11 protein-coding genes are annotated in these 12,150 nt (G+C 63.9%); all 11 read left to right on the top strand.

The window, feature by feature from the left end:
- Window positions 1-336 precede the first annotated feature (336 nt).
- The 11 genes from BFL43_RS16845 (at window position 337) to BFL43_RS16795 (ending at window position 12,112) form a co-directional block, all read left to right on the top strand.
- The gene (locus tag BFL43_RS16845; protein WP_084893654.1) at window positions 337-1,494 is read left to right on the top strand and encodes an ATP-binding cassette domain-containing protein; all 1,158 of its coding nucleotides are present in this window, start codon (window positions 337-339) and stop codon (window positions 1,492-1,494) included.
- Window positions 1,495-2,301 carry an ABC transporter permease gene (locus BFL43_RS16840; protein ID WP_084893653.1) on the top strand — a complete coding sequence of 269 codons (807 nt, stop codon included), beginning with the start codon at window positions 1,495-1,497 and terminating at the stop codon, window positions 2,299-2,301.
- Window positions 2,302-2,311: 10 nt separating this feature from the next.
- Window positions 2,312-3,169 (top strand): ABC transporter permease, encoded by an 858-nt coding sequence (locus BFL43_RS16835; protein WP_084893652.1) that lies wholly within the window; start codon window positions 2,312-2,314, stop codon window positions 3,167-3,169.
- A 3-nt stretch (window positions 3,170-3,172) separates the two neighbouring features.
- Window positions 3,173-4,528, top strand: a complete 1,356-nt coding sequence (locus tag BFL43_RS16830; RefSeq protein WP_084893651.1) for an MCE family protein — start codon at window positions 3,173-3,175, stop codon at window positions 4,526-4,528.
- Window positions 4,525-5,592: an MlaD family protein gene (locus tag BFL43_RS16825; protein ID WP_084893650.1), complete on the top strand. Its 1,068-nt coding sequence runs from the start codon at window positions 4,525-4,527 to the stop codon at window positions 5,590-5,592. Before BFL43_RS16830 ends, BFL43_RS16825 begins: the two co-directional genes overlap by 4 nt.
- A 28-nt stretch (window positions 5,593-5,620) precedes the next feature.
- Window positions 5,621-6,655 (top strand): MCE family protein, encoded by a 1,035-nt coding sequence (locus BFL43_RS16820; protein WP_084893649.1) that lies wholly within the window; start codon window positions 5,621-5,623, stop codon window positions 6,653-6,655.
- Window positions 6,655-7,917, top strand: a complete 1,263-nt coding sequence (locus BFL43_RS16815) for an MCE family protein (RefSeq protein WP_084893648.1) — start codon at window positions 6,655-6,657, stop codon at window positions 7,915-7,917. The genes BFL43_RS16820 and BFL43_RS16815 overlap by 1 nt, the downstream gene beginning before the upstream one ends.
- A 47-nt stretch (window positions 7,918-7,964) precedes the next feature.
- Window positions 7,965-9,260, top strand: coding sequence for an MCE family protein (locus tag BFL43_RS16810; RefSeq protein ID WP_240498321.1), 1,296 nt, complete (start codon window positions 7,965-7,967; stop codon window positions 9,258-9,260).
- Window positions 9,257-10,498 (top strand): MCE family protein, encoded by a 1,242-nt coding sequence (locus BFL43_RS16805; RefSeq protein WP_084893646.1) that lies wholly within the window; start codon window positions 9,257-9,259, stop codon window positions 10,496-10,498. The genes BFL43_RS16810 and BFL43_RS16805 overlap by 4 nt, the downstream gene beginning before the upstream one ends.
- 64 nt (window positions 10,499-10,562) lie before the next feature.
- Window positions 10,563-11,210 (top strand): hypothetical protein, encoded by a 648-nt coding sequence (locus BFL43_RS16800; protein ID WP_084837483.1) that lies wholly within the window; start codon window positions 10,563-10,565, stop codon window positions 11,208-11,210.
- A complete protein-coding gene (locus tag BFL43_RS16795; protein ID WP_084893645.1) occupies window positions 11,210-12,112 on the top strand; it encodes a hypothetical protein in 903 nt (300 codons plus the stop codon). The genes BFL43_RS16800 and BFL43_RS16795 overlap by 1 nt, the downstream gene beginning before the upstream one ends.
- Window positions 12,113-12,150: the final 38 nt, after the last annotated feature.

Genomic DNA, 12,150 nt, shown 5'->3' with positions numbered 1-12,150 from the left:
TCTCGGGGCCTCTATATAGGCGGCCCCGTACGCGAGCTCCACAGGCCCGCTCAGGGGTCCAGTTGCCACAAAGGTTACCGGCTAGTAGGTTTCAGAACCGATCGAGATCAGAGCGCGAAAAAAACTTTTCGGCATAACGTGAGTTACTCCCGAGTAACCGCGGATCCAGGTCTACCAGCAACAACCCGTACGGCTCGCCCGACCCAGCACGACCTCGGGAGAACCGTGAACCTGAGAAACGGCGACGGTGCGTATATTCGTCACGCCAAGTGGGTTAGAGTGAGCCGAACCACAGGCTCCGCACGGGGGCGGACTTCGTTTTGGAGGGACATTTCAGTGGGTGTTGAGGTCAGTGTTGAGGGGCTTACGAAGTCGTTCGGGTCGCAGAACATCTGGCGGGATGTCTCGCTGACTCTCCCGATGGGTGAGGTGAGTGTGCTGCTGGGCCCGTCGGGTACGGGTAAGTCGGTGTTCCTCAAGTCGTTGATCGGTCTGCTGCACCCGGAGCAGGGTTCGGTGATCGTCGACGGCACCGACATCACGAAGTGTTCTTCGCGTGAGCTGTACGAGATCCGCAAGCTGTTCGGTGTGCTGTTCCAGGACGGTGCGCTGTTCGGGTCGATGAGCCTGTTCGACAACATCGCTTTCCCGCTTCGTGAGCACACGAAGAAGAAGGAAGACGAAATCCGTCAGATCGTGATGGACAAGATCGAGTTGGTCGGTTTGACCGGTGCGGAGAACAAGCTCCCCGGTGAGATCTCCGGCGGTATGCGCAAGCGCGCCGGCCTGGCTCGTGCTCTGGTGCTGGACCCGCAGATCATCTTGTGCGACGAGCCGGACTCGGGTCTGGACCCGGTGCGTACGGCGTACTTGTCGCAGTTGTTGATCGACATCAATGCGCAGATCGATGCCACGATTTTGATCGTGACCCACAACATTCAGGTCGCTCGTACGGTTCCGGACAACATCGGCATGCTCTTCCGTAAGGAGCTGGTGATGTTCGGTCCGCGTGAGGTGTTGTTGACCTCGGATGAGCCGGTGGTCGAGCAGTTCCTCAACGGTCGTCGTATCGGGCCGATCGGTATGTCTGAGGAGAAGGACGACGCGCAGCAGAAGCGTGAGCAGGAGATGGTCGACGCCGGGCATTCTGACGGCGGTACCGCCGAGGATGTGCGTGGCATCGTTCCGCAGCTGCAGGCCACGCCGGGTCTGCCCGAGCGTCAGGCCGTCGCTCGTCGTCAGGCTCGTGTCCGGGAGATCCTGCATACCCTGCCCGAGCCCGCGCAGCGTGCGATCGAGGAGAGCTTCGAGGTCGAAGAGGCCGCGCAGGAGAACCAGCGCGAGGCCTACCGCAAAACCCAGCAACAGCCGGTGGGAGTCGGTTCCGGCTCCAACTCCGGTTACGACGAGACTCAGCAGCAGTCTTCCTACCAGGGCTCCGATGCCCAGACCGAACAGTTCCCCGCATATCGCGCCGGTGACAAGGCCCTCTAAATGACAAGTGCCACCACACGTGGCGTCGACAAAATTTCGAAGGCTGGCTCTGGGGCGTTGTCCCAGACGGGCAACATAGTCCAGCTGTTCGTCGACGTCGCGCGCCAGACCTTTGTGCGTCCATTTCAATGGCGCGAGTTCATCCAGCAGGCATGGTTCATCGCCAGCGTGACGATTCTGCCGACCGCGCTGGTCGCAATCCCGTTCGGCGCGATCGTGTCTCTGCAGACCGGTTCGCTGATTCGGCAGCTCGGCGCTGAATCGTTCACCGGTGCGGCCAGCGTCCTGGTGGTGATCCAGCAGGGCGCGCCTCTGGTGACGTCACTACTTGTGGCCGGTGCTGCCGGCTCTGCGGTGACGGCTGACCTCGGGTCCCGGACCATCCGCGAAGAGATCGATGCCATGGAGGTACTCGGCATCAATCCCGTTCAGCGACTGGTGGTCCCGCGCGTCCTGGCCATGATCTTGGTGGCCGTCCTTCTCTGTGGTCTCGTCTCGGTGGTCGGCATCGGCGGTGGTTACTTCTTCAACGTCATCGTCCAAGGTGGCACCCCCGGTGCCTATCTGGCTTCGTTCAGTGCTCTGGCGCAGTTGCCGGACCTCTACGTGGCCCTGCTCAAAGCTGCAGTTTTCGGTGTAATCGCCGGAGTCGTGGCCGCGTACAAGGGGCTCCACCCCAGTGGTGGACCCAAGGGTGTGGGTGATGCGGTCAACCAGGGCGTCGTCATCACCTTCTTGTTGCTGTTCTTTGCGAACTTGATCATCACTGCGGTCTACTTGCAGATCGTTCCGGCCAAGGGTTCATAGGAGAACAAGGGTGACGATCGCCAAAGGCCGAGGGGACATCGGTTATCGCGCAGGCAAAATCGCGCGTGTCCCGCTGCGCGTTCTGGACGGCGCGGGCGACCAGATGTCGTTCTACGGACGCGCCATCGGATGGTCTCCGCGCACCATCCGCCGCTATCCCAAGGAGCTGCTCCGGCTGCTCGCCGAGGTCGCCTTCGGTTCCGGTGGCCTCGCGGTCATCGGCGGGACCATCGGCGTCATGATCCTGATGTCCGGATTCACCGGTGTGGTGGTCGGGCTCCAGGGTGCCAACGCATTGGACCAGCTGGGGTCGCAGGCGCTGACCGGGTTCCTCGCCGCGTACGCCAACACCCGTGAGGTGGCGCCGCTCGTCGCCGGCCTCGCGTTGTCGGCAACAGTCGGTTGCGGCTTCACCGCCCAACTCGGCGCCATGCGGATCTCCGAAGAGATCGACGCGCTCGAGACGATGGCCGTGCCGTCGATCCCGTTCCTCGTGACCACCCGCGTACTCGCCGGCTTCATCGCGGTCATCCCGCTGTATGTGCTCGGTCTACTGTCGGCCTATTTCGCGTCCCGACTGATAGCTACGCAGTTCACCGGCCAATCCGCCGGTTCGTACGACCACTACTTCAATCTCTTCTTGCCACCTGCAGATGTGTTGTGGTCGTTTGGCAAGGTCATGATCTTTGCGTTCGTGATCATTCTCGTGCACTGCTACTACGGCTACTACGCCACGGGCGGGCCCGCCGGCGTCGGCGTGGCGGTCGGACACGCCGTTCGTGCAGCTCTGGTGATCATCGCGGTCCTCGACTTCTTCCTCGGTCTGGCCATCTGGGGCACCACGACGTCCGTCAGAGTGGGGGGCTGATCGATGCAGGCACTCAAACGCCGGGCGCTCGGTCTGGTGTTCTTCCTGGTGGTCGCGCTGTTCCTGACGCTGACGATCATGCAGTACAACAAATCGTTCACGAAGTTCGTCGACGTGAAGCTGAACACGACCTCGGCCGGCAACGCGTTGCCCAACAACGCCGACGTCAAGGCTCGCGGACTCATCGTCGGGGAGGTGCGCAGCGTCGAGCCGAACCTCGAAGACGGCTCGGTGGTCGTCACCCTGGGTCTGCAGCCGGACAAGGTCGACCTGTTGCCGACCGATACGACGGCCCGGATTCTGCCGAAGACGTTGTTCGGTGAGCGGTACGTGGCGTTGCAGATCCCGGACGGTCAAGAGGGCAGCGAGGGTGACCACCTGAGCAACGGCTCGACAATCGACGAGGACCAGTCCGGTAACGCCGTCGAGTTGCAGGAGTTGTTCGATCAGCTGCTCCCCGTGCTCGAGGCCATCCCACCGGCCGACCTGAACGTGACCCTGTCCGCGCTGTCGAAGGCGCTGGCGGGCAACGGCGAGCGCCTCGGTGCATCGTTCGAGCAGCTCAACACCGTCTTCAAGGGGATCAACGAGAACATGCCCGAACTCCAGGGCACGCTCCGCGGTCTCGCCAGCTTCTCGCAGACCTACTCCGAAGCTCTGCCCGACGTCATCGACTCGCTCGACACCCTGCGGACCACGACCAACACCCTGGTCGAGCGTCAAGGCGATCTCCGCACGGTGATCGCGGCGGTCACCCAGGTGGCGATCGACGGCACCGGGTTCCTCGAGACCAACCGCCGCGACCTGGTCGATCTGGCGATCCAGTCCGAACCGTTGTTGACGGCGTTGGCAAAGCAGTCGCCGGCGTTCGGCTGCACGTTCAAGAACTTCGCCGGACTGGTACCCGAAGCCAACGTCATCACCGGCGCCGGGACCGAGAACCCCGGTGTGCGGGTCAACCTGCAGTTCGTCAACCCACGTGGCCGGTACCTGCCGAACCAGGACGAGCCACGACTGTTCGACGAACGTGGACCGATCTGTTACGCGCAGCCCAGCAACGGCAGGCCCTTCCCGCAGTACCCCGCGGGCTCGGTCAACGACGGCTCGTACCAGCCGCCGTCCCGCAACGCCGGACCCCGCAACATCCCCACGCTCCCGGAGCCGCAGTACTCGGCGATGCCCGACGGCACCGCCACGCAGGCTCAGGAGCCCGCCACCAACTACAGCGATCCGAGGAACAAGCTGCAGATACAGGCCATCGTCGCCGCCGCGGCGGGTAAGGAGCCGGCAGAAGTGCCCAGCTGGATCGGTTTGATCGCGGCTCCCACCGTGCAGGGACAGCAGGTGAGCATCCGATGAAGAGTTTGGTCGGACCGCTCGTCAAGCTGATCATCTTCGCAGTGGTCACGGTGTTCGCCACCGCTGTCCTCGGGTTTGCCGTCGCCAACGGCGGTGCCGGAGGTGGCACGGACTTCAAGGCGGTGTTCACCGACGCCACGCAGGTGGCCCCGGGCGACGACGTCCGGATCGCCGGTGTCCGCGTCGGTCAGGTCAGTGGCGTCAAGATCGTCGATCGCGACAAGGCAGAAGTGGCCTTCTCGGTGGACCGCGGTGAACTCCCCGCCGGTGTCCGGATTGCGATCAAGCTCCGTAACCTGACCGGTCAGCGCTACCTCTCACTAGAGAAGGGGCCGGGCGACACGGCCGACACCATCGGTGGCGGGACGACGATCGGCCTGTCCCAGACCACCGAGGCGATCAACCTCACCGAACTGTTCAACGGCTTCCGGCCGCTGTTCCAGCAGCTGACCGCGGACGACGTGAACAAGCTGTCGGCCGAGATCATCAAGGTTTTCCAGGGTGAGAGCGGAACCATCTCGGAACTGGTCCGGGACACCGCGAGCCTGACGAACACGATCGCGGACCGCGATCAGGTCATCGGGCAGCTGATCGACAACCTGAACGTCGTCCTGAAGAACCTGAACGACCACGACGACCAGTTCACCCAGCTGTTGACGAACACCGAGAAGTTCGTCACCGGCTTGGCGAACCAGAAGGAGTCGGTCGGATCGGCCATCACGTCACTGTCCAACCTGACGGCCGTGACCGCCTCGATCCTGCAGCCGACCCGGCCAGCCATCCAGGGATCGATCGCAGCACTGAACGATCTGGGACAAACCGTCGTCGAACGGCAGGACGAGATCAAGCAGACGCTGACCACCCTGCCGATCAAGCTCCAGAAGATCGGCCGTGCAGCGACCTTCGGTTCGTGGTTCCAGTTCTATCTCTGTGGTCTGGACGTCACGGCGGGGAACGGTCAGAGCAACCTGCTCACGCAGCCGCTGATCCCGCTGCCGGACATCAACCACGTCCTGTACACGAGCGCAGCGACACGCTGCTGGGCGAGCGAGGATCCACCGTGACCAACACGACGACCAGGGGGGTGACCGCATGACCGATCGACGAACCATCAAACGCAGTCCTGTCACCATCGGATTCATCGGCATCTTGATCCTGCTGATGTTGTCGACGTCCGCGTTCTTTCTGCAGTCCCTGCCGTTGATCGGCGCGGGCATCATCTACAAGGCGGACTTCTCCGAGGCCGCCGGCCTGCAATCCGGGGCCGAGGTCCGAGTCGCGGGCGTCAAGGTCGGCAACGTTCGCAAGGTCGAGCTGAAAGGCGACCGCGTACGAGTGGACATGCAGGTCGACAAGGCCTGGATCGGTAACCAGACGTCGGCCTCGATCCAGATCAAGACGGTGCTGGGCCAGAAGTACATCGCCCTCGATCCGGCGGGTAACGAACTCGCCGATCCGAAGCAGGTCATCCCGCTGCAGCGCACCACGTCGCCGTACGACGTCATCGAGGCATTCTCCGATGCCGCCGATCAGGTCGAGGAACTCGACACCAATCAGCTGGCAACCAGCATGCGAACGTTGTCGGACGCGTTCTCCGGGACCCCGGCGGATCTTCGGTCGTCACTCGACGGCCTCACCCGCCTCTCGGAGACCATCGCGAGTCGTGACCAGAAGGTGCAGGAGCTGCTCGCTGCCACCGCGGACACCTCGAAGCTGCTCGCGGACCGCAACCAGGAGTTCGAGCGACTGATCTCCGGTGCGGGGGAGTTGCTCGGGGAATTGAACAATCGGCAGCAGGCGATCTCGGTACTGCTCTCGAGCACCATCACGCTGTCCGACACGCTGACGGGAATCGTCAAGGACAACCAGGAGCAGATCGGTCCCACGCTGGAGACACTGCGCCAGGTGATCGAGATCCTCAACGACCAGAACGAGAACCTGCGGCAGTCGCTGACGTACATGGCGCCCTTCTATCGCCTGTACGCCAACGTGCTGGGTAGCGGCCGCTGGTTCAATCAGGTGGTGACGAACCTGCTCCCACCGGCACTGCCGCAGCAGAACACGACTCGACTCCCTGTTCAGCAGGAGCAACTGGCGAACGGTGGCGGAACGGTGGCCGGACAATGATGACGTCGGCAAGCAACATGCAGGACACCCGCGGACCGGGACGGTGGTTCACGCCGCGGCACATCGTGTTGCTGGTGATCGGGCTGATCCTCGCCCTGCTCGTCGCCGGTTCTCTGTGGTGGGTGTTCCAACGTGTCACCGCCACGAAGATCACGGCCTACTTCCAGAGCAGCGTCGGTATCTACGACGGCAGCGACGTGCGGGTCCTCGGCGTGCCGGTCGGCACGGTCGGCAAGGTCACCCCCGAAGGCGAGCGCGTGAAGGTCGAGATGACCGTTCAGGGTGACGTCTCACTGCCGAAGGACGTGGGCGCGGTACAGGTCACGCCGTCCGTGGTCGCAGACAGGTACGTGCAGCTGACCCCGGTCTACGTCCGTGGGCCGAAGGCGCCGCAGGACTTCACACTCCAGCTCGACAAGACGATGGTTCCGGTCGAGGTCGACGAGCTCTACGCCTCGGTGCAGAAGCTGTCGGATTCGCTGGGGCCGGAGGGTGCCAACAAGAATGGGGCGGTCTCCGAGCTGGTGACCACTGGTGCCGAGAACCTGGCCGGCAATGGCGAGGCGCTCAACGAGACGATCAGCGGCCTGTCGAAGGCCGCGAACACCCTGAACGAATCTCGGGGAAATCTCGTCGACACCATCAAGAACCTCGACAGCTTCGTCGGAATGCTTGCGCGCAACGACGCACAGGTACGCCGCTTCAACACACAGATGGCTGATTTCACGACGTTCCTCGCCGGTGAACGCGATCAACTCGGGACCGCGCTGGACAAGTTGTCGATCGCACTCGGTGACGTCGCCGGATTCGTCGAGGACAACCGAGAATCCCTGGGCGCGCGGGTCAACGAGCTGATCCCGACCACCCAGACCCTGGTGGACACGAAGGAATACCAGAAAGAGATCCTGACGTCGTTGCCGTTGGCTCTGTCGAACCTGGTGAACGCGTACAACGCGGAGTCGGGAACGCTCGATTTGCACCTGACGCTGCCGGAACTGCAGGACCTGCTCGGAGCTCAGTGTGGGCTGCTCGATCTTGGACAGCTCAAGCCAGGGGATCCTGCGTTCGTCGAGTTCAGCAAGACGCTGCGACCGCTCATCGACCAGTGCACCAACGTTGCCGACCAGATCCAGGACGGCATCAAGACGCCCACCCTGAACCTGCCGTTCGGCATCTTCAGCACCGAGAACCAGCAGCGCAGTGGCCCCGTCCCGGGGACGGTGCCGGGCACTCCCGATCCAGGACTGGAGGGTGAGAACTGATGAGATCACCCAGACGCGCGACGGTCCGCAAGGCCGGTGCCGCCGCCATGATCGGTGCCGCGGTCATCGCGATCGCCGGTTGCGGAACGCAAGGTCTGCAGTCGGTTCCGCTGCCCGGTGGGGTGTCGGTCGGCGACAACCCGCGGACCTACAAGCTGCAGTTCACCGACGTGCTGGACCTGGTTCCGCAGGCGACGGTGAAGTTCAACGGCATCCAGGTCGGGCGCGTGACCGAGATCAAGGTCGCGCCGGACCAGTGGACGGCCGAGGTCGCCATCGAGGTGCAGAACAGTGTCGACCTGTCCGACAAGGCCATGGCGGAGGTCCAGCAGACCAACCTGCTGGGTGAGAAGTACGTCGCGCTCGAAGACCCGGAAGAGAATTCCGACCTGCCGCGCCAGAACCCTGCTCAGTTCATCGGCTGTCCCGCGGTGGGGGCGCCCGACTGCCGGACCCGCACCGCGACCGACGTCGAGCAGGTTCTCGGTGCGCTGTCGCTGCTGCTCAATGGTGGCGGCCTCAACCAGCTCAAGCCGATCGTGGACGAGCTGAACGATGCCCTGGAAGGCCGCGAGAGCGAGGTCAAGGGGCTGCTCAATGAGACTGCTCGGCTGATCAGCGGTCTCGACGAGCAAAAAGAGAACATCGTCACCGCACTCGACGGCCTCGACAAGCTGTCGAACCGTGCGCGCAGTCAGACCGACCAGATCAACCGGGTTCTCGACGAGTTGCCGCGAGGCATCGCCGTTCTCGAAGAGCAGCGGCCGCAGTTCGTGACCATGCTGCAGCAGCTCGACCGGCTCGGCGAGGTGGGCGTACAGGTGCTCGGAACAGCCCGTGAAGAGATCATCACCGATCTCAAGGCGTTGCGTCCCACTCTGCAGGCACTCGCCGGCGCAGCGCCGGATCTGATCACCGCTTCGCCGCTGCTGTTCACCTACCCGTTCCCGGACGCTCTGCTGCCGGGCGTGAAGGGTGACTCGACCAACCTGTTCGCCAATCTCGACCTGCGGTTGCTCAACCAGCTCGAGGCGCTCGGTGTCGGTCAAGGTGAACCGGTGTACAGCCCGCCGAAGACGGGCCCGTTGCCGGTCATCGATCCGCAGAATCCGTACTACAACGGCAACGGCCCGCGGCTCGGATGGCCGACGATCACCCTGCTGCCGTTGCCCAATGCGAGACCGGGGCCGAACACTCCGCCGTCGGGTGGGCAGTACGCGCTGATGCCCGAGGACCGCGCTGAGCACAGCTTCTTGCAGGCCCCCCTCGCGTTGCTCTCCGGAGCAGTCGGGCAAGGTACGGGGACTCAATCCACGACGACGCAGCCTGGGGGTGCCCCGTGATCTCGAAACTGGTCAAGTGGCAGCTCGTAATCTTCGTGATCGTCGGTGTGGTCGCCATCGTCTACGTCGGTGCCACGTACGCCAAACTCGACCGTCTCGTCGGTATCGGCTCGTACACGGTGAAGGCCGAGTTCACCGATTCCGGCGGAATCTTCACCAACGGTGAGGTCACCTACCAGGGTGTGCCGGTCGGGCGCGTCGGTGCGCTCACGCTCCTGCCGGACGGTGTCGAAGTGGCTCTGGTCCTCGATTCCGACGGTCCGAAGATCCCCGACTCGGCGATGGCTGTCGTCGCGAACCGGTCGGCGATCGGTGAGCAATATGTCGATCTGCGGCCGACGAGCAACGAGGGGCCGTACCTCAAGAACAATTCGGTCATAACCGACACCGACATCCCGCCGGCGCTCGACGGGGTCCTCAAGTCGGCGGTCGACTTCACCGACTCGATCCCGGTGGAGGACCTGACCACGGTGGTGACGGAGTTGGGCAATGCGTTCAACGGCAACGCGGACAATCTGCGATCGCTGATCGACTCGCTGACCAACCTGTCCCAGGCCGGGGTGGACAATCTGCCCGAGACCATCTCGCTGATCCAGAACAGCGATGTGGTGCTGGGGACGCAGGCCGAACAGTCAGATGAAATCCTGGCGTGGTCGAGCAATCTGAAGTTGATCACCCAGACCCTGCAGGCCTCTGATCCGGCCATCCGGAGACTGCTCACGACCGGTACGACCAGCGCCACACAGATCTCCCGGCTGCTGCAGGACAGCGGCGGCGACATCACCACTGTCGTCCGTAACCTCGCCGAAGACGTCCGGACGATCTCGCCCACGTTCTTCGCGGTGAGTCCGTCCCTGGCGTTGCTGTCGGCGCTCTCCAGCGGTAGCTATAGTCCGGCACCGGGCGACGGCACCATTCACTTCGGCATCGTGCTCGAGGTGAACAACCCTCCCGCGTGCACGCTCGGTTACGAGGGCACCGAGGAGATCATCGCGGAGGAGAAGCGGAAGAACCCCGACTTCGACATCAACTACGACGACTTCCCGTTCAACACCGATGCGAAATGTACTGTTGCGCAGGGGAATCCGACCGACGTCCGCGGTGCTGCCCGTTCTGTCTACTCGAATCCGAACATCCCGCAGCCGTGGGACGACAATCCGAAGAAGATGCCGGACACCCTCAACCTCAACCCCATTGCGGAACAGATCGCGTTCCTTCTGGGCGTGCGCGACAAGTGATCTCGGCGGCGGCACAGGCGGCGGGGTACGAGTTCTCAGTCGGCGTGTGTACCTTGGGCGGGCGATGACTGACAAACCCAAACCCGGCCGACAGCGACGTCTCGGTTCGCAACGGCTGTGGCTACGGATCTCGGCTGCCCTGGCGGTGGTCGGACTCGTAGCCGCAGTGGTGTGCACCGGCGTCTTCGGATACCAGTGGTACGACGCCAAGTTCAACGTCCAGGCCACGCAGCAGGCCCGCGACGACGCCCAGGACGGTGCCGAGCAGGTGATGCTGAACGTCACCAACATCGATCCCGCGAACATGACCGCGTACCGAGAACAGCTCAACTCCTCGCTCGTCGACGAAGCGGCGAATCAGGTGACCCCGGAGACGTTCCAGCAGCTGGTCGCCGAAGGTGAGGCAAACGGCGGGGCGTCGGCCAAGCTGACTTCGTCGATCGTGCGCAGTGGGGTCGTGGAGTTCAACAAAGAAGACGAGACGGCGAAGGTGATCGTCTACGTCGAGTCGGTGCGCTCGGTGGCGAATCAGGATCCGGTGACCCTGCAGTCGGGTTTCTCGGTAGGAGTTCGCAAGGTGGACGGCGCGTGGAAGGCCTCTGACATCCAGCCTCTCGATGCGTTTGCACTGCAGGACCCGGCCGGCGCACCCGCGCCCGCCGACCCCTCTGCAGTTCCCGCGCCCGCCACCACTGCGCCGGGAGGCAACTGATGACCAACCAACCACCCCGCAGGCCCGGTCGACCGGCCGGGCCGCGCGGCAAGATCCGTGTCGCAGGTAGTGGCCCGGCCAAGGGCAAGGTGCGCGGCGACGCCGAGGACGAGGCCGCCGAGACCACAGCCGTCGAGCCCGCAGCCGTCGAGACCGGCCAGGCTGCCGCCGAGGCACCCGACGACGTGACCGCCGGCGACGGAGAAGCGAAAGCGGCCGATGTCGCGGAGCCGTCGACTGCTGTCGGCGACGACACCGTGTCGCTCGACAAGGGCGACCGCAAAAGTCGGCCGAAGGCCAAGAGTGCATCCCTGAAGAAGCCCGGCCGGGCCGATGAGGGTGTCGCCGGCCCGGGAGGGCGTCCGGCAGCGAAGGGCGCAGCTGCGACGAAGACCCGCAGTGGGTTCCTGACCTGGCGCAAGGTCGCCGCGGTGGCAACCGTGGCCGTGGTGTTCGCGGTCCTGGCCGTCGTGCTCGCGCTCAAGCCGGGTGCGAAGACCGAATCGAACGATGCCTTTCTCGATGCCGCCGCGACCAGCGAGCTCAAGGCGCAGGCCGGCGAGCGGATGTGCACCGTCCTGGGCGTCGACCCGGTGAAGTTCGACGACTGGGCTGCGCGGGCAAAGGCAGCGCTGACGGGTGAATACATCAACGAGTTCAACGAGTACCTGCAGGCCAACCGGGATCTGGCCACCCAGACCGGCCAGGGCGCCGAGTGCAAGGTCGACCTCATCGGGATCAGCAACATGGACGACACGCGCGCCAACGTGATCGGGACCTTCGTGCTGAGCAACACCCAGCAGGGCGTCGCAGTTCTGGGCACTCCCAATCTCGCGCGCGTGGACGTCGGACTGCAGAAGGTCGACGGGCAGTGGCTCATCAGCCGCATCTCTGATTTTTAACCTCAGCGTCGGAGAATTTTTCCCCTCCGATCCGCGCG

The organism is Williamsia sp. 1135 (assembly GCF_002095395.1).
In the GTDB taxonomy this organism is placed as follows: domain Bacteria; phylum Actinomycetota; class Actinomycetes; order Mycobacteriales; family Mycobacteriaceae; genus Williamsia.
Note: the sequence above shows the minus strand (reverse complement) of the source record. Positions and strands in the feature narration are given on the sequence as shown.

Bases quoted from the DNA above. Each gene is read 5' to 3' on its own strand.
- BFL43_RS16800 (WP_084837483.1), top strand. From the start codon at position 10,563: ATGACTGACAAACCCAAACCCGGCCGACAGCGACGTCTCGGTTCGCAA.
- BFL43_RS16815 (WP_084893648.1), top strand. From the start codon at position 6,655: ATGACGTCGGCAAGCAACATGCAGGACACCCGCGGACCGGGACGGTGG.
- BFL43_RS16825 (WP_084893650.1), top strand. From the start codon at position 4,525: ATGAAGAGTTTGGTCGGACCGCTCGTCAAGCTGATCATCTTCGCAGTG.
- BFL43_RS16810 (WP_240498321.1), top strand. From the start codon at position 7,965: ATGATCGGTGCCGCGGTCATCGCGATCGCCGGTTGCGGAACGCAAGGT.
- BFL43_RS16830 (WP_084893651.1), top strand. From the start codon at position 3,173: ATGCAGGCACTCAAACGCCGGGCGCTCGGTCTGGTGTTCTTCCTGGTG.
- BFL43_RS16795 (WP_084893645.1), top strand. From the start codon at position 11,210: ATGACCAACCAACCACCCCGCAGGCCCGGTCGACCGGCCGGGCCGCGC.
- BFL43_RS16840 (WP_084893653.1), top strand. From the start codon at position 1,495: ATGACAAGTGCCACCACACGTGGCGTCGACAAAATTTCGAAGGCTGGC.
- BFL43_RS16820 (WP_084893649.1), top strand. From the start codon at position 5,621: ATGACCGATCGACGAACCATCAAACGCAGTCCTGTCACCATCGGATTC.